Below are 18559 nucleotides of genomic sequence, written 5' to 3' on the forward strand. Positions count from 1 at the left end.
CCGATGCGCGTAGCACGCACCCTCCTCACGATCCTCCTCGTGACCGTGGCGCTCGTCGTCCAGGTCAGCGTCCTCGCGCGGCTCGGCCTGCCGGGCGCCGTCCCCGACCTGCTGCTCCTGACCGTCCTCGGCCTCGCCTTGGTCTACGGCCACGTGGGCGGCTGCCTCGTCGGCTTCGCGGCCGGGCTGCTCGCCGACCTCGCGCCGCCCGCCGACCACGCGGTGGGCCGTTACGCGCTGGTCCTGTGCGTCATCGGCTACGCGGCCGGGCTCACCAAGCCCGAGGGCGGCCAGCACAGGTCGGCCACCGTGCCGATGCTCGTGGTCGCCGCGGGCGCCGCCTCCTCGACGCTGCTCTACGCGGGCGTCGGCGCGCTGGTGGGCGACTCGGCCGCCCGTGACGTCGGGCTGACCGGCCTGCTGGTCAGCGCCACGCTCTACGACCTGCTGCTCGCCCCGTTCGTCGTCCCGCTGGTGATGGCCATGGCCCGCCGCACGGAGAACGACCCGCTCGCCGGGGACGGCGGCTCCGGCGGCGCCGGGGACGCGCCGGTCAGCTGGCTCGGCCGCTCCGGCACCGGGCTCCGTACCCGCGCGCCGCGCCGCAGCCGCTACGGGAAGGCGACCCGTCTCGCCGGGAAGCAGCGGTCCTCGCTGCTCAGCCGCTCCGCGCGCAACCGCGCCGGCCGCATCAAGGGGGTCAAGCGCCTGTGACGAACATCCCGGAGACCGGGCGGACCTCGCGCATCACCATCCGCCTGGTCGTCATCCAGATACTGGTCTTCTCCCTGCTGCTGACGCTCGGCGGGCGCCTGTGGTACCTGCAGATCAGGCAGGGCGACGAGTTCGCCGCCCAGGCGGCGGGCAACCACGTGCAGCAGGTCATCCAGCCCGCCGTGCGCGGCGCGATCCTGGACGCGCGCGGCGTGCCGATCGCGGACAACGAGACGCGGCTCGTCGTCTCCGCCGACCGCACCGAGCTGAGCAAGCTGCCCGACGACGGGGAACGGGTCCTCGCCGACGTCGCCGAACTCCTCGGCCTGCCCGCCGACGAGGTCGCCAACCGCGTGCGGCTGTGCGACGCGGAGACGCCGCAGCCCTGCTGGAACGGTTCTCCGTACCAGCCGATCCCGATCACCGACGAGGCCACGACGCGGCAGGCGCTCCAGATCCGCGAGCGCACCGAGGACTTCCCCGGCATCAGCGCCGAGCCCACCGCCGTACGCCGCTACCCCTCCCCGGACGGCGCCAACTCGGCGCAGGTCCTCGGCTACCTCTCGCCCGTCACCGACGACGAGGTCGCCGACTCCGAGGACACCGACAACCCGCTGCTGCGCTCCGACCAGATCGGCCGCGCGGGTCTTGAGCGGTCCTACGACGAGTACCTGCGCGGCCAGGCCGGTGTGACGCGGTACGAGGTGGACAAGTTCGGCCGGGTGCTCGGCCAGTCCGAGAGCGAGGCCGCCCGCGCGGGCGACTCCCTCGTGACCACCATCGACACCCGCGTCCAGGCCGTCGTCGAGCAGGAACTCGCGCAGGCCATGCAGGTCGCGCGCTCGCAGCACGACGACATCTCGGGCCGCAACTACGAGGCGGAGGCCGGGTCGGCCGTCGTCCTGGAGAACGCGACCGGCCGCGTCGTCGCCATGGCGTCCGCGCCCGACTACGACCCGAACGTCTGGGTCGGCGGCATCTCCAGCGACGACTACGCCGCGCTGACGGACGAGGACTCCGAATACCCGCTGCTCAACCGGGCGATCATGGGCCAGGGGCCGCCGGGATCGACGTTCAAGGTCGTCACCTCGACGGCCGCCGTCCGCGCCGGGTACGACTGGAACGGCAGCTACGACTGCTCGTCCTCGTACGACATCGGCGGCCAGACGTTCCGCAACTTCGAGTCGTCCTCGTACGGCCCGATCTCCCTCGGCCGCGCCATCGAGGTCTCCTGCAACACCGTCTTCTACGGCATCGCCCACCGCGAGTGGCAGGCCGACGGCGGCAACGACCCGGTGGACGACCCGGACGACTGGCTCTTCCGCACCGCGCACGACTTCGGGCTCGGCGAGCGCACCGGCGTCGACCTCCCCGACGAGGCGGCGGGCCGCATCCCCGACCGCCAGTGGAAGCGCGACTACTGGGAGGCCAACAAGGACGACTGGTGCGAGATCGCCGAGTCCGACCGCGACGACTACGCGGCCCGCATCGCCCGCGAGAACTGCACCGAGGGCATGACGATGCGCGCCGGTGACATGCTCAACTTCTCCATCGGGCAGGGCGACGTGCTCGTCACGCCGATCCAGCTGGCCACCGTCTACGCGGCGCTCGGCAACGGCGGCACGCTCTACCAGCCGCAGGTCGGCCGCGCCGTGATCGGCCCGGACGGCACGGTGCGCGACGAGTTCGAGCCGGTGGAGAACGGCAGCCTCCCGGTGGACGAGCAGACGCTCGGCAACCTGCGGGACGCCACCGAGAGCGTCATCACGACGGGCAGCGCGGCGTGGAAGTTCGGCGGCTGGCCGCAGGGCGAGATCCCGCTGCACGGCAAGACCGGTACGGCCGAGGCGTCCGGCGACCAGCAGACGACGTCGTGGCTCGCGACGTACTCGGACGACTACACCGTCGTCATGACGATCTCCCAGGCCGGTACGGGCTCCGGCGCGTCCGGTGACGCCGTGCGGCACATCTGGGAGGCCATCTACGGGGTGAGCGGCGGCTCGGTGGACGAGGACAGGGCGCTGCTGCCGGAGCCGCACCGCGACCTGCCGCGGATCGACGAGAACGGCACGATCGTCCCCGACCGCGGCGACGACGAGCGGGCCGACCGGGGCGAGCGCGACGGGGACGGCCCCGGCGGCGCCGACACGGGCGACACCGGCGACCCGGGCGGTGATCCCGGCGGCGATCCGGGGGACGGCCCGGGGACCGATCCCGGCACCGACACCGGCGGCGATCCCGACGGCGACCCGGGACCCGACCCCGGCGCGGAACCGGGTGAGGAACCGGGCGGCGATCCCGGCGGCGGACCGCCCGACGACACCGCCTGACCACGACAAGCCCCCCGACCCCCAGGCTGACGAGGCACCACCGGTGAGCACGCGTAACCTGACCATCGCCCGGCTCGCCCCGCCCAAGAGCGCGTGGCGCAGACTCGCCGCCCGCGACTCCCTGGTCCGCCGGATCGACTGGGTGCTGCTGCTCGCCGCGCTCGCCCTGTCCGGCCTGGGGATCGTGCTGATCTACTCGGCGACCCGCAACAGGACCGGGATAACCGGCGGCGACCCCGAGTTCTTCCTCATACGCCAGGCGATCAACCTCGCGATAGGCGTGGCCCTGGCCATCGGCGTCATGTGGCTCGGGCACCAGCGGCTGCGCAGCTTCGTCCCCGTCTTCTTCGCGCTCTCGCTCGGCGCGATGCTCCTCGTCTTCAGCCCTCTCGGCACCGAGATCAACGGGCAGCGCGCCTGGCTGTCCATCGGCGGCTACACGCTCCAGCCCGGCGAGTTCGCGAAGGTCGCCGTCGTCCTGGGGCTCGCCGTCATCCTGGCCGACCAGGTGGACGCGGGCGACCGCGAGTTCCCCGGCACCAAGGCGATACTCCAGGCGCTCGGGCTGGCCGCGATCCCGCTGGCCGTCGTCGTCGTGGACGACATGGGCATGGCCATGGTGCTCAGCGTCATCGTCCTCGGCATCCTGCTGGCCTCCGGATCGCCCCTGAAGTGGTCGCTCGGCCTCATCGCCGCCGGGATCGCGGCGGCCGTCCTCGTCTGGGTGCTCGGCCTCCTCGACAGCTACCAGATCGACCGCTTCGCCGCCTTCGCCGACCCGTCGCGCGACCCGTCCGGCGTCGGCTACAACACCAACCAGGCCAGGATCGCCATAGGTTCCGGCCAACTGCACGGCAGCGGACTGTTCAACGGCACGCAGACGACGGGCCAGTTCGTCCCCGAGCAGCACACCGACTTCATCTTCACCGTCGCGGGCGAGGAACTGGGCTTCGTCGGGGCGGGCGGCATCATCCTGCTGATCGGCGTCCTCCTGTGGCGCGCGCTGCGCATCGCCCGCGAGTCCACCGACCTGTACAGCACCATCATCGCCGCCGGGATCGTGGCATGGCTGGCGTTCCAGTGCTTCGAGAACATCGGGATGGCGCTCGGCATCATGCCGGTCGCGGGCATCCCGCTGCCGTTCCTGTCGTACGGCGGCACCGCCATGTTCGCCGTGTGGATCGCCATCGGGCTGCTCCAGTCGGTCCGCATGAAACGGCCCCTGTCGTTCTGAGGCGCTCCCACCGCCGGACGGGCCGCGCGCGCGATGCCGGTACGCTGAGTGGCCGAGCCGGTCGCGGGCACGCCGCCCGCGCAGTACGCCCCGATGGTGAAAGGCGCCCGTATGCCTGTCGAGTCGGTCTTCCCGCGCCTGGAGGCCCTGCTCCCGCACGTGCAGAAGCCCATCCAGTACGTCGGCGGTGAGCTGAACTCCACCGTCAAGGACTGGGACTCCTGCGACGTCCGCTGGGCGCTGATGTACCCCGACGCGTACGAGGTCGGGCTGCCCAACCAGGGCGTCATGATCCTCTACGAGGTGCTGAACGAGCGCGAGGGCGTCCTCGCCGAGCGCACCTACAGCGTGTGGCCCGACCTGGAGGCGCTGATGCGCGAGCACCGGGTCCCCCAGTTCACGGTGGACGGGCACCGGCCCGTCGGCGCGTTCGACCTGCTGGGCGTCTCGTTCTCCACCGAGCTGGGCTACACCAACCTCCTCACCGCGCTCGACCTGTCCGGCGTCCCGCTCGCCGCGGCCGACCGCACCGAGGACCACCCGGTCGTCGTCGCGGGCGGGCACGCCGCGTTCAACCCGGAGCCGATCGCCGAGTTCATCGACTGCGCGGTCATCGGCGACGGCGAGCAGGCCGTGCTGGACATCAGCGAGATCGTGCGCGCCTGGAAGGCCGAGGGCAGGCCGGACGGCAGGCCCGGGCTGCTGCTGCGCCTCGCGCGCACCGGCGGCGTGTACGTGCCGGGCTTCTACGACGTCGAGTACCTGCCGGACGGGCGGATCGGCCGCGTCGTGCCGAACCGTTCCGGCGTGCCGTGGCGCGTGTCCAAGCACACCGTCATGGACCTGGACGAGTGGCCGTACCCGAAGCAGCCCCTCGTGCCGCTCGCCGAGACCGTGCACGAGCGGATGTCGGTCGAGATCTTCCGCGGCTGCACCCGTGGCTGCCGCTTCTGCCAGGCGGGCATGATCACGCGGCCGGTGCGCGAGCGGTCCATCACCGGCGTCGGCGAGATGGTCGAGCGCGGCCTCGCCGCCACCGGCTTCGAGGAGGTCGGCCTGCTGTCGCTCTCCTCGGCCGACCACAGCGAGATCGCCGACATCGCAGGCGGCCTCGCCGACCGGTACGCGGCGGACAAGATCGGTCTGTCGCTGCCGTCCACCCGCGTGGACGCGTTCAACATCGACCTGGCCAACGAGCTGACGCGCAACGGCCGCCGCTCAGGACTCACGTTCGCCCCCGAGGGCGGCAGCGAGCGCATCCGGAAGGTCATCAACAAGATGGTCTCCGAGGAGGACCTGATCCGCACGGTCGCCACCGCCTACGGCAACGGCTGGCGGCAGGTGAAGCTGTACTTCATGTGCGGCCTGCCCACCGAGACCGACGAGGACGTCCTCCAGATCGCCGACATGGCCGTCAAGGTCATCGCCAAGGGCCGCGAGGTCACCGGCGCCAACGACATCCGCTGCACCGTCTCCATCGGCGGCTTCGTGCCCAAGCCGCACACCCCGTTCCAGTGGGCGCCGCAGCTGTCCGCCGAGGAGACCGACGCGCGCCTCGCGAAGCTGCGCGACCGCATCCGCGGCGACAAGCGCTACGGCCGCTCCATCGGCTTCCGCTACCACGACGGCAAGCCCGGCGTGGTCGAGGGCCTGCTCTCGCGCGGCGACCGGCGCGTGGGCGCCGTGATCCGGGCGGTGTACGAGGCGGGCGGGCGCTTCGACGGCTGGCGCGAGTACTTCTCCTACGACCTGTGGATGGACGCCGCCGCGCGCGCCCTGCCGCCGGCCGGCGTGGACGTCGACTGGTACACGACGCGCGAGCGCGGCTACGAGGAGGTCCTGCCCTGGGACCACCTCGACTCCGGGCTCGACAAGGACTGGCTGTGGGAGGACTGGCAGGACGCGCTCGACGAGACCGAGGTCGAGGACTGCCGCTGGACCCCGTGCTTCGACTGCGGCGTCTGCCCGCAGATGAACACCGAGATCCAGATCGGCCCGACCGGCAAGAAGCTGCTGCCGCTGACGGTGAAGTGATGGCGGGCGCGCCACAGCCGGGACCTGGGCCGGGGGACGCGGCGCTGACCGCCCCCGCGACGGGGGTCCACGCGTCGTTCCTCGCGGCCGTCCGCGAGTTCCGCGCCGAGGGGCGCGGGCTGCCCGACGACAACTCCATGCTCGGCCGGGACATGGCCGCCTTCGGCGACCGCTGGGCCGACCCGGCGGTCTTCGCCGAGTACGTGCGCCTCACCCGGGCCGACGCGGCGGACGACACGCCGCGGCCGGTCGGCCACGTACCGTCCACGGTGCTGTGGTGGACGGCGGGTGACACGTTCCTCGGCCGGCTGTCCATCCGGCACCGGATGACGCCGCGCCTGCTGGAGTGGGGCGGCATCATCGGCTACGACGTGCGGCCGTCCGCGCGGCGGTGCGGGCACGCCACGGCGATGCTCCGCGCCTCGCTGCCCGTCGCCCACCGACTCGGCTTCGACCCGGTGCTGGTGACCTGCGACTGGGACAACACGGGCTCCCGCAAGGCCATCGAGGCGTGCGGCGGCGTCCTGGAGGACCGCAGGGCCGAGAAGCTCCGCTACTGGATCGCCACCGCGGGCACGTAACCTGGAGACAGGCAACGGCTCACCCCCGCCCGGTGACCGCCGCACGACAGCACGAGAGCATGACAGCACGAGAGCCCGACCGGCACGAGACAGCACGTACGAGGGACTGAGAACCACTGGGCAAGCGACAGCCCGTAGGCCCGCCGCCCGCACCCGCGGTGCAGCGCATCCGACTGCGCTACACCAAGCGGGGCCGCCTGCGATTCACCAGCCACCGCGACTTCCAGCGCGCCTTCGAACGGGCGCTGCGCCGCGCCGCGGTGCCGATGGCCTACTCGGCGGGCTTCACCCCGCACCCCCGGGTCTCCTACGCGAACGCGGCGCCCACCGGCACCGCGAGCGAGGCGGAGTACCTGGAGATCGCCCTCAGCGAGCGCCGCGACCCGGCCGAGCTGATGGCCGACCTCGACACGTCGCTGCCCGACGGGCTCGACATCGTGGAGGCCGTGGAGGCGCGTACGCCCGACTTCGCCGACCAGCTGGCGGCCTCCCGCTGGGAGCTGCGGCTCGACGGCGTGGACCCGGCGGACGCCCGCGCGGCGGTCGCGTCGTTCCTCGCCGCGGAGACCGTCGAGGTGCGGCGGGAGACCAAGAAAGGGCTGCGCACGTTCGACGCGCGCACGGCCGTGGTGTCCCTCGAAGCCGGGTCCGATGGGCTCGACGGCCGCCCTTGTGCGATACTGCGCCTGGTAGTACGGCACCTCACACCTGCCGTACGACCTGACGACGTCCTGTCCGGTCTCCGCGCTACGGCCGACCTGGCGCCGCCGGTCCCCGCTGCGGTGACCAGGCTGGCGCAGGGGCCGCTCGATGAGGAGACCGGCACGGTGACCGACCCGTTCGCGCCCGACCGCGACGCTGCCCTGGCCGCCTCTTCCACGGCCGCCGGACAGCAGGCCGCGGCGGCGCCGGGCACCGCCGGACAGTGATGCCGTTGCCGCGCCGCCGAACCGCTAGGTGCCAGGGAGCCACTCGGGCCCCGCAGTTCCGGGCGACGCACCGACCAGGAGACTTTCGCCGTAGCCATACCGCAACGGTCTGGAACCGGCGAGCTACACGACAGCTCCCGAGCGGCGCCCGCCGTCACCGGTGAGGCGCCCGGGAGCGTGACGGGAGAACCGCCCGCATGCACGAGCCCAACGAGTCCGCGGAAGCGGACGGCGCTGAACGCATCGACAGCACCACCAGCGTCCCCAGCTCCGACAACCGACCGACCGACGACCCCGGCACCGCCGCGGGGGACACGAGCCCCAGCGACACCCTGCCGCCGCGCCGCCGCCGCCGTGCGACCCGCGCGGCGTCCGCGCCGGACGTGACGCGCGTCACCGGCACCGGTGACACGCCCGCCGGGCAGCCCGCCGCCGAGGCGGAAGCCGCCCCTGAGCAGCAGCAACCCCAGCCGGAGGCCGAGCCCGCAGCCGCTCCGGCGCCGCGCCGCCGCCGCGCCACACGTGCGGCGGCCTCCCCCGAGTCCCCGGCCGCGGCCGTGTCCACCCCGGCTCCGGTGGAGGAGACGGCGGCGACCGTGTCCGAGACGGCAGAACCGGCCGCGCCGCGCCGCCGTCGCCGCGCCACGCGTGCCGCCTCGGCGCCCGAGGAGACCGGGAGCGCGCTCGCCGCCGAGGCGGTCGCCGTCTCCGAGGAGGCGGCTCCCGAGCCCGCCCCCGCGCCGCGCCGCCGCCGTACGACCAGGGCCGCCGCCGCGCCCAAGGCCCCGGTGGAGCCCGAGGCCCCGGCCGGGCGGCCGGAGTCCGCCGACGGCACCGACACCGCCGACGGCACCGCTGTCACCGAGGAACTCGTCCCCGAGCCCGCCGCCGAGCCGGCGGCGGTCGAGGACCCGGTCGTCGGCGCGCCCGACGCGGCGGAGGAAGCGGCCGAACCCGCCGCGCCGCGCCGCCGCCGTCGCGCCACCCGGGCCGCCGCGCCCGCCGAGCAGCCCGCCGCCGAGGCGGAGGCCGCGCCCGAGCCCCAGCCGGAGGCCGAGCCCGCAGCCGCTCCGGCGCCGCGCCGCCGCCGCGCCACGCGCGCGGCCACCTCTCCCGAGTCCGTGGCCGAGGAGGTGTCGGCGCCCGCTCCGGCTCCGGTCGAGGAGACGGCCGCGACCGTGTCCGAGACGGCCGAACCCGCCGCGCCGCGCCGCCGTCGCCGCGCCACGCGCGCCGCCTCGGCGCCCGACGCCGCCGAGGCCGTGGCCGTCTCCGAGGCCGCCGAGCCCGGGAGCGCCGAGCCGAAGGCCGCCGAGCCCGAGGCCGTACCCGCCCGGCCGGAGGAGACCCCGGCGGCCGCGCAGGACGAGACCGCCGCGCCCTCGCGCCGTCGCCGCCGCGCGACGCGCACCGAGCAGCAGGCCCGTGAGACCGCCCCCGCGGAGGCACCGCAGGCGCCCGCCGCCGTCTTCCGCGCGCCGGTGTTCCAGGCCCCCATGTTCCAGACGCCGCAGCGCGCCGCCGAGGAGGCCGCCGCCGGGCGCCGCCGCGCGGACGACGAGCGCGACGACCGGTACCCGTTCCAGGCCCCCGAGATCGACGACGAGCCGGAGGAGACGGAGGAGGCCGCGCCGGTGGCCGAGGCCGACGAGCAGTCCGCCCCCGACGCCGCCGCCGGTGAGTACGACGAGGACGAGGGCCACGACCGGCCCGCGCGCCGCCGCCGCCGCGGTGGCCGCAGGCGGCGCCGCGGCGAGACCGCCGAGCGCGCCGCCGAGGTCGCCGGTGCCGCCGCCGAGGCGGACGGCGACGAGGACGAGGACGAGCACGCCGGGGCCGAGCCCGCCGCCGACACCGCCGACACCGCCCGCGGTGACGAGGCGGGCGCCGACGAGACGGACGCCGACGAGGGCGCGGGCGGCTCGCGCCGCAGGCGCCGCCGCCGTCGCCGCAGCGGCGAGGGCGACGCCGAGGGCGACAGCGGTTCCCAGGACTCGGGGGACGACCCGGAGCGCACCGTGATCAAGGTCCGCGAGCCGCGCCGCAAGCGCGACGGCGCGACCGAGAGCGCGGACGGCGTGCAGTCCATCAAGGGCTCGACCCGCCTGGAGGCGAAGAAGCAACGCCGCCGCGAGGGGCGCGAGCAGGGCAGGCGCCGTGCGCCGATCATCACCGAGGCCGAGTTCCTGGCGCGCCGGGAGTCGGTCGAGCGCGTGATGGTCGTCCGGCAGAGCGGCGAGCGCACCCAGATCGGCGTGCTGGAGGACAACGTCCTCGTCGAGCACTTCGTCAACAAGGAGCAGTCCGCCAGCTACGTCGGCAACGTCTACCTCGGCAAGGTGCAGAACGTCCTGCCCTCCATGGAGGCGGCGTTCGTCGACATCGGCAAGGGCCGCAACGCGGTCCTGTACGCGGGCGAGGTCAACTTCGAGGCGCTCGGCCTCGGGCACGGCCCGCGCCGCATCGAGTCCGCGCTCAAGTCCGGCCAGCCGGTCCTCGTCCAGGTGACCAAGGACCCGATCGGCCACAAGGGCGCCCGGCTGACGAGCCAGATCTCGCTGCCGGGCCGCTACCTGGTCTACGTCCCCGAGGGCTCGATGACCGGCATCAGCCGCAAGCTGCCGGACACCGAGCGGGCGCGGCTGAAGCAGATCCTCAAGCGGATCGTCCCCGAGAACGCGGGCGTCATCGTGCGCACGGCGGCCGAGGGCGCGACCGAGGACGAGCTGACGCGTGACGTCGAGCGCCTCCAGGCGCAGTGGGAGGAGATCCAGAAGAAGGCGAAGAAGGGCAACGCGCCGACGCTCCTGTACGGCGAGCCCGACATGACCGTCCGCGTCGTCCGCGACATCTTCAACGAGGACTTCTCGAAGGTCATCGTCAGCGGCGACGACGCGTGGAGCACCATCAGCGACTACGTGTCGCGCGTCGCCCCCGACCTGGGGGACCGCCTCCAGCGGTGGACGTCGGACGTGGACGTCTTCGCGACCTACCGGATCGACGAGCAGCTGATGAAGGCGCTCGACCGGAAGGTGTGGCTGCCGAGCGGCGGTTCGCTGGTCATCGACCGCACCGAGGCGATGGTCGTCGTGGACGTCAACACCGGGCGCTTCACCGGCCAGGGCGGCAACCTGGAGGAGACCGTCACCAGGAACAACCTGGAGGCGGCCGAGGAGATCGTCCGGCAGCTGCGGCTGCGCGACCTCGGCGGCATCATCGTGATCGACTTCATCGACATGGTGCTGGAGTCCAACCGCGACCTGGTCCTGCGCAGGCTGCTCGAATGCCTCGGCCGTGACCGCACCAAGCACCAGGTGGCCGAGGTCACGTCGCTCGGCCTCGTGCAGATGACGCGGAAGCGGGTCGGGCAGGGGCTGCTGGAGTCGTTCTCCGAGCCGTGCGTGCACTGCAACGGGCGGGGCGTCATCGTCCACATGGACCACGCGCACACCTCCGGTGGCGGCGGTGGCGGTGGGCGGAAGAACCGCAAGCGCGGCAAGGGCGGTGCCGAGCACGTCGAGCACACCGAGCATGTCGAGCACACCGACCAGGCCGAGCAGGCGGAGCCCGTCGAGGAGACCGGGCCGCTCGGGCTGGCCGACATCGCGGACCTGACCGTCACCGCCGAGGCGGAGGCGGCGGAGGCCGCCGCGCCTGAGCCGGGCGCCGGGGAGGGCGAGCGCGCGCCGCGCCGCCGTCGCCGTGCCACCCGGAAGGTCGGCGCGCCCGCCGGGCCGCCGCAGACCGGCGAGGACGCCGGGGCCGAGGCCGAGGTGGTCGTGCCGGCGGTGGCCGAGGAGGCCGCCCCCGAGCCGCGGGAGGAGGCCCCGGCCGCGCCCGAGGCCGCCCCGGAGCCCGAGCCCGCGCCCCGGCGCGGGAGCCGCCGCAAGGTGTCGGTGCCCGCCGGATCGCCCCGGGCCACGCAGGAGCCGGAGGTGCTGGTCGTCGCGGCGGCCCCGTCCGAGGCGCAGCCCGCCGCGGCCGAGGCCGCTGAATCCGCCGCGCCCGCGGAGCCGGTCGAGGCCAAGCCGAGGCGGCGTGCCGTACGCCGTGCCTCGGCCCCCGCCGGGTCCCCCGAGGGCGCCACGGAGGCCGTGGTGACCGTCGTCCCGTCCGGGGCGTCGAAGACAGCGGAGAGCCCGGAGGCGCCTGAGGCCCCCGAGGGCTCCGAGGCGGAGGCCGCCGAGGCGCCCGCCCCGGCCAGGAAGACGGCGAAGAAGGCGACGGCCAAGAAGACCGCCACCAAGAAGACGGCGGCCAAGAAGGCCACCACGAAGAAGGCGGCCGCCAAGAAGGCCACCACCACCAAGAAGACGGCGGCCAAGTCGGCGGCGAAGAAGTCGGCCAAGGCCACCGCCGCCGAGGCGACCCCGCCGCCCTCGGTCTCCGCCTCGACCGACGAGTGACGGGGTAACGCGCGGCCGTACGGCCGTGGACGCCGGTGGGACGGGTGATTTGACCGTCCCACCGGCGTCTCCGTATCCTTGGCGGTCGGCGTGTCACCTGGCACGTCACACCCCTGAGCATCTTCCTCCCGCGTCAGGCGCGGGCCCGGCAGCGGGCCGCGTGCGGGAGAGGCCGGGTCCGCCCGCTGCTGGCGTCAGGGGACCGAATCGAGCGAGAGAGAGTTCCGCGTGTACGCGATCGTGCGCACCGGCGGCCGTCAGCAGAAGGTTGCTGTCGGCGATGTCATCGAAACCGACCGTCTGGCCGGGAACGAGGTCGGCGACACCGTCGAGCTCTCCACCCTGCTCGTCGTGGACGGCGACACCGTGACCAGCGACCCGTGGGTCCTGGCGGGCGTCAAGGTCACGGCCGAGGTCCTCGACCACACCAAGGGCGAGAAGATCCGGATTCAGAAGTTCAAGAACAAGACCGGCTACCGCCGGCGGATGGGTCACCGCCAGCTGCAGACCCAGCTGAAGATCACCGAGATCCCCGCCCCGGCCGCGAAGTAAGGGACTGACGCGAGATGGCACACAAGAAGGGCGCCTCGTCCACCCGGAACGGGCGCGACTCCAACCCCCAGTACCTCGGTGTGAAGCGCTTCGGCGGGCAGCTGGTGAACGCCGGCGAGATCCTGATCCGTCAGCGCGGCACGCACTTCCACCCCGGCAAGGGTGTCGGCCGTGGCAAGGACGACACGCTGTTCGCCCTGCAGGCGGGCACCGTCGAGTTCGGCACGTACCGTGACCGCAGGGTCATCAACATCGTGCCGGCTGCCGCCGCGTAACGACCGGCAGCGCGTACACCCGAGGGCGGATCGCCTCCCCGGCCGGGGAGGCGGGTCCGCCCTTGCCCGTTGGGGCCCGCCCCCGACCCAGCCCTGAAGCACACGCCAGAACCTGCCGGGAGGCACACCATGACCACCTTCGTGGACCGCGTCGAGCTGCATGTCGTCGCGGGTAACGGGGGCCACGGCTGTGCCTCCGTGCACCGGGAGAAGTTCAAGCCGCTCGGCGGCCCGGACGGCGGCGACGGCGGGCGCGGCGGCAGCGTCACCCTCGTCGTGGACCGCGACGTCACCACGCTGCTCGAATACCACCACCGCCCCTACCGGAAGGCCACCAACGGCAAGCCGGGCGGCGGCGGGAACCGTACGGGCGCCCACGGCCAGGACCTCGTCCTGCCCGTCCCCGACGGCACGGTGGTGCTCGACACGTCCGGCGAGGTGCTGGCCGACCTGGTGGGCGAGGGGACCACGTTCGTCGCAGGACAGGGCGGCCGCGGCGGCCTGGGGAACGCGGCGCTCGCCTCGCCGCGCCGCAAGGCCCCCGGCTTCGCGCTGCTCGGCGAGCCGGGCGAGGAGCGGGAGATCGTCCTCGAACTGAAGACGGTCGCGGACGTCGCGCTGGTCGGCTTCCCGAGCGCGGGCAAGTCGTCGCTGATCTCCGTGCTGTCCGCCGCCCGCCCGAAGATCGCGGACTACCCGTTCACGACGCTGGTGCCGAACCTCGGCGTCGTCACGGCGGGCACGACCGTCTACACCGTCGCCGACGTCCCGGGGCTCATCCCCGGCGCGAGCGAGGGCAAGGGCCTCGGGCTCGACTTCCTCCGGCACGTGGAGCGCTGCTCGGTCCTCGTGCACGTCCTGGACTGCGCGACCCTGGAGTCGGAGCGCGACCCGCTCTCCGACCTCGACGTGATCGAGCGCGAGCTGGCCCAGTACGGCGGCCTCGACGGCAGGCCGCGCCTCGTGGTGCTCAACAAGACGGATATCCCGGACGGCGCGGATCTGGCGGAAATGGTCAGGCCGGAACTCCAGGCCCGCGGCCTGCCGGTATTCGAGGTTTCCGCGGTGTCCCGGAAAGGGCTGCGGGAACTCTCCTTCGCGCTCGCCGAACTCGTCGCGGAAGCGCGGGCCGCGGTGCCCGCCGAGGCGCCGACGCGGATCGTGATCAGGCCGCGCGCCGTCAATGACGCGGGCTTCACCGTGACGCGGGACGACGAGGGATTCTTCCGGGTGCGCGGCGAGAAGCCGGAGCGCTGGGTGCGGCAGACCGATTTCAGCAACGACGAGGCGGTCGGTTACCTCGGGGACCGGCTGAACCGCCTCGGTGTCGAGGCGGAACTCGTCAAGGCCGGCGCCAGGGAGGGCGACGGCGTGGCGATCGGGAGCGACGACGACGCGGTCGTCTTCGACTTCGAGCCGTCCGTCACCGGGGGCGCGGAGATGCTCGGCAGGCGTGGCGAGGATCACCGCATCGCCGAGACGCGGCCCGCCGCGCAGCGCCGCCGGGACCGGGAGGCGCGGCGCAACGACAGCGCGCAGCGGGAATTCGAGGAATTCCACCCCTTCGACTGAACGGGCGCCGCGGGGACGCGCGGTGCCGGTCCGGTGCCCGCCTTGTGCGGACACCGGGCGGCGTTCGTGACAGGAGCGCGGTGTCCGGAGGGAGAAATGCGCGCCTTTGTGAGTGGTGTGACGGAAATGACCCGTCCCGCGCTGAATCATCCGGCGCTGCCCGGACATCCGTAAGGGAACGGGGACGGCCGCCCGGTGAACGGCGGAGTACCCCTGTGTAACGTGCCCCTGTCACAAAGCGATAACCCCCGACAACGGTTCATCTCACTTAGGGGTCAGGCTTCTACGGGGGTTAACCTTCTCCTCGCGTAGGCGACACTTCTTGATACCGGCAGGAGCTGCCTTGTCCAACCAACCCAAAGGACCGTCCCCCCACACCACAGCGGTCGTGCTCGCCGGTGGTACGGGCCAGCGAGTGGGTCTCTCCATACCGAAGCAGCTGATCAAGATCGCGGGAAAGGCTGTCATCGAGCACACCCTCGCCGTCTTCGAGGACGCCCCGGAGATCGACGACGTGATCGTGCTGATGGCCCCGGGGTATGTGCCGGACGTCGAGCGGATCGTCGAGAAGAGCGGCCTCACCAAGGTCAGCCGGGTCGTCGAGGGCGGCGCGACGCGGAACGAGACCACGCAGGTCGCGATCGCCGCGCTGAGCGAGGGCCTCGCCGAGGGTGAGGAGCGTCACGTCCTGTTCCACGACGCCGTGCGGCCCCTGCTGTCGCAGCGCGTGATCAGCGACTGCGTGACGGCGCTGGAGCGCTACCAGGCGGTGGACGTCGCCATCCCCTCCGCCGACACCATCATCGTGACGCGCACGCACGGCGAGGACGGCGAGTTCATCACCGACGTCCCCGACCGTTCGCGCCTGCGACGCGGCCAGACCCCGCAGGCGTTCCGGCTGTCCACGATCCGCCGGGCGTACGAGGTGGCCGCGGGCGACCCGAACTTCCAGGCGACCGACGACTGCTCCGTGGTCCTGAAGTACCTGCCGGACGTGCCGATCCACGTCGTGCCGGGTGACGAGTTCAACATGAAGGTCACCCAGCCCGTCGACGTGTTCATCGCCGACAAGCTCTTCCAGCTCGCCTCGACCGCGGTGCCGCAGCAGTCCGACGAGGACGCGTACCGCGAGCGGCTGGCCGGGCGCACGGTCGTCGTCTTCGGCGGCTCGTACGGCATAGGCAAGGACATAGCCGACCTCGCCGAGCGGTACGGCGCCACCGTCTACGCCCTCGGCCGCTCCACCACCGGCACGCACGTCGAGAACCCCCAGGACATCTCCGAGGCCCTCGCCAAGGCGTACGCCGACACCGGCCGCATCGACTACGTCGTGAACACCGCCGGTGTCCTGCGCATAGGGAAGCTCGCCGAGACCGACGACGCGACCATCGAGGAAGCCCTCAAGGTCAACTACCTCGCGCCGGTCCGCATCGCCCGCGAGGCGCACAAGTACCTCGCCGAGTCCCGCGGCCAGCTGCTGCTCTACACCTCCAGCAGCTACACCAGGGGCCGCGCCGAGTACAGCCTGTACTCGTCCACGAAGGCCGCCATGGTGAACCTCACCCAGGCGCTGGCCGACGAGTGGGCCGGCGACGGCATCCGCGTCAACTGCGTCAACCCCGAGCGGACCGCCACCCCGATGCGGACCAAGGCGTTCGGCAAGGAGCCCGCCGGGACGCTGCTGTCCTCCGAGGCCGTCGCCCGCACGTCCCTGGACGTGCTGCTGTCCGCGATGACCGGGCACGTCATCGACGTCCGCCAGCAGGACCCGACCGCCGACGCGAGCAACGCCGGGTCGTTCGAACGCGCCCTGGCCGCCGCCCTCAGCGCCGACGCCTCCGGGGAGGTGGCGTGACGGGCATGCTGCTGCGCCGTCTCATCGGCGCGGTCTCCACCGCCGAGATCGTGGCGACGCTCCTCACGGTGCTGAGCTACCCGGCGATGCTGGTCACCGCCCTGCTGCCGTCCGGCTACGCGTTCGCCGTCGCCGCCGCGGTCTCGTACCTGGGCGACCACTACCTGCACCGCAGGGGCAGCTACATGCTGGTCCGGATGGGCAAGGCCAGGCTCGGCCTGACCATCCGCTTCCTCATACGGCAGTTCCTGCTGGTCCTGCTGCTGGCCCGCACCGAGGTCGCCGGGGACACGGTCTTCTACGCGGCCGTCGTCGGCTTCCTCGTGTTCTACGGCCTCCAGGCCCCGCACACCGCGCTGGTCATGATGCTGCGCCGCAAGCGCCGCCTGCCCATCGCCACCCGCAACATCGACCTGACCACCCTGCCCGTGCCCGACGGCGCCCCGCGCTGGCTGACGCACCGGGCCGTGGAGAAGGTGCTGCACACCGAGGTCCCCACGTTCGTCGGCCTCCTCGCCGTCGCCGCGACCGGGACCGCCGCGTACGGGTACGCCGGCATGGCCGTGACGATCCTGCTGGTCGTGGCGTACATGGCCGTGCTGCTGCCCTTCTTCCGGGCGGGCAAACTGCCGCCGTCGCCCGAGCGGACCATGGAGTGGTTCGACGAGTGGCTGCGCACGTACCGGCCCGAGGTCGCCCTGTACTTCTCCGGCTCGAAGGACTCCGCCTACCAGGCCAACATGTGGCTGGAGACGATGGAGAGCCTCGACGCCCGGCCGATCGTGATCCTCCGCGAGCGCGCCATCCTCGCCCGGCTGGCCACGACGAGCGTGCCCGTCGTCTGCGTGCCGAGCGCCGTGGACCTGATGAACATGGACCTGTCCATGCTGCGGGTCGGCCTCTACCCGGCCAACGTCGGCAAGAACCTGCACCTGCTGCGCGTCCCGACCATGAAGCACGTCTTCATCGGCCACGGCGACAGCGACAAGATCGCCAGCATCAACCCGTACTCCAAGGCGTACGACGAGGTGTGGAGCGCGGGCCGCGCCGGGCGCGACCGGTACGCGCTGGCCGACGTCGGCGTCCGCGACGAGGACATCGTCGAGGTGGGCCGCCCGCAGCTGGCGCCCATCCGCCCGGCCGGGCCGACGCCGCGCGCCGACCGCATCCCGACGATCCTCTACGCCCCCACCTGGGAGGGCTGGACGGACGACCCGGGCAACACGTCGCTGCTCCTCGCCGGCGAGAACATCGTCCGCCGCCTCCTGGCGTCGGAGCGCCCCGTCCGGGTGCTCTACAAGCCGCACCCGTTCACCGGCACGCGCAACCGCGCCGCGGGCGTCGTCCACCAGCGGATCGCCGCCATGGTCGAGCAGGCCGCCGCCGAACGCGCCGCCGACCCGCGCTGGGCCGAGGAGGCGCGCCGCACCGCCGCCGACCGCGCCGCGGCGCAGGCGCAGCTCAAGCGGCTGCGCGAGGCACGGCCCGCCGCGGCCGTCACCGGGCTGTGGGACGACGCGTCCGTCTCGCGCGACGCGATGACCCCGGCGGACCGGGCCGTCGTCGAGCAGTACGCCGCCCGCGAGTGGAACGACGTGTACTGGCGCTCGCAGGGCTGGTGGGAGCACCGGGTCATCACCGGCCCCGAGCCGCTGCTGTTCGACTGCTTCAACGAGTCGGACGCGCTCGTCTCGGACATCTCCAGCGTCGTCTCCGACTGGATCGCCAGCGGCAAGCCGTACGCCGTGACCGACTCGGCCGAGATCGGCGAGGAGGAGTTCAAGCGGCAGAACACGGCCGTCCGCGCCGCCGTGATCCTCGGCAACGACGCGGCGCGCCTCGGCGAGCTGATCGACGCCGTGACGCTGCCGGGCGCCGACCCCCTCGCCCAGGACCGCGCCGAGCTCAAGCGGTACCTGCTCGGACCCGACGAGCCGTCCTCCCTGGAGCGGTTCAACGCGGCGGTCAAGGCGCTCGCCGCGCGGGCCGAGGCGCGCAACCGGGCCCTCGGCGAGGCGGGCACCGCCGATGCCACCACCGTGGTCCCGGCCCCGTAGGAAGCGGAAGTAAAGGCACT

General features: G+C 73.2%; 12 protein-coding genes. All 12 read left to right on the forward strand.

The window, feature by feature from the left end; genetic code table 11:
• The first annotated feature begins 3 nt into the window (after positions 1-3).
• The 12 genes from mreD to ACIBPC_RS02550 all read left to right on the forward strand — a co-directional run bounded on the left by mreD (position 4) and on the right by ACIBPC_RS02550 (position 18539).
• Positions 4-714: a rod shape-determining protein MreD gene (gene mreD / locus ACIBPC_RS02495; protein WP_398840732.1), complete on the forward strand. Its 711-nt coding sequence runs from the start codon at positions 4-6 to the stop codon at positions 712-714.
• On the forward strand, positions 711-3044 hold the full coding sequence (gene mrdA / locus ACIBPC_RS02500; RefSeq protein WP_398840734.1) for a penicillin-binding protein 2: 2334 nt from the start codon (positions 711-713) through the stop codon (positions 3042-3044). Before mreD ends, mrdA begins: the two co-directional genes overlap by 4 nt.
• Before the next feature lie 43 nt (positions 3045-3087).
• Positions 3088-4278, forward strand: coding sequence for a rod shape-determining protein RodA (rodA, locus tag ACIBPC_RS02505; RefSeq protein ID WP_398840735.1), 1191 nt, complete (start codon positions 3088-3090; stop codon positions 4276-4278).
• A 111-nt stretch (positions 4279-4389) separates the two neighbouring features.
• Positions 4390-6312, forward strand: a complete 1923-nt coding sequence (locus ACIBPC_RS02510; RefSeq protein WP_362955508.1) for a TIGR03960 family B12-binding radical SAM protein — start codon at positions 4390-4392, stop codon at positions 6310-6312.
• Entirely contained in the window at positions 6312-6893 is a 582-nt protein-coding gene (locus ACIBPC_RS02515) for a GNAT family N-acetyltransferase (protein ID WP_398840737.1), read from the forward strand. Before ACIBPC_RS02510 ends, ACIBPC_RS02515 begins: the two co-directional genes overlap by 1 nt.
• A gap of 158 nt (positions 6894-7051) precedes the next feature.
• Positions 7052-7822: a TIGR03936 family radical SAM-associated protein gene (locus tag ACIBPC_RS02520; protein ID WP_398840739.1), complete on the forward strand. Its 771-nt coding sequence runs from the start codon at positions 7052-7054 to the stop codon at positions 7820-7822.
• 197 nt (positions 7823-8019) lie between these two features.
• Complete coding sequence (locus ACIBPC_RS02525) at positions 8020-12228, forward strand: ribonuclease E/G (RefSeq protein WP_398840741.1); 4209 nt, start codon at positions 8020-8022, stop codon at positions 12226-12228.
• Positions 12229-12456: 228 nt separating this feature from the next.
• Positions 12457-12780 carry a 50S ribosomal protein L21 gene (rplU, locus tag ACIBPC_RS02530; RefSeq protein WP_129840469.1) on the forward strand — a complete coding sequence of 108 codons (324 nt, stop codon included), beginning with the start codon at positions 12457-12459 and terminating at the stop codon, positions 12778-12780.
• Positions 12781-12794: 14 nt separating this feature from the next.
• The gene (rpmA, locus tag ACIBPC_RS02535; RefSeq protein ID WP_362955520.1) at positions 12795-13055 is read left to right on the forward strand and encodes a 50S ribosomal protein L27; all 261 of its coding nucleotides are present in this window, start codon (positions 12795-12797) and stop codon (positions 13053-13055) included.
• Between the two features lie 129 nt (positions 13056-13184).
• Positions 13185-14627 carry a GTPase ObgE gene (obgE, locus tag ACIBPC_RS02540; RefSeq protein ID WP_362955523.1) on the forward strand — a complete coding sequence of 481 codons (1443 nt, stop codon included), beginning with the start codon at positions 13185-13187 and terminating at the stop codon, positions 14625-14627.
• A 343-nt stretch (positions 14628-14970) separates the two neighbouring features.
• Positions 14971-16482, forward strand: a complete 1512-nt coding sequence (locus ACIBPC_RS02545) for a bifunctional cytidylyltransferase/SDR family oxidoreductase (protein ID WP_362955526.1) — start codon at positions 14971-14973, stop codon at positions 16480-16482.
• Positions 16483-16487: 5 nt separating this feature from the next.
• A complete protein-coding gene (locus ACIBPC_RS02550) occupies positions 16488-18539 on the forward strand; it encodes a hypothetical protein (protein ID WP_398840743.1) in 2052 nt (683 codons plus the stop codon).
• The last annotated feature ends 20 nt before the right edge of the window (positions 18540-18559 follow it).

The organism is Streptomyces sp. NPDC049879, from assembly GCF_044461265.1.
Classification (GTDB): Bacteria; Actinomycetota; Actinomycetes; order Streptomycetales; family Streptomycetaceae; genus Streptomyces.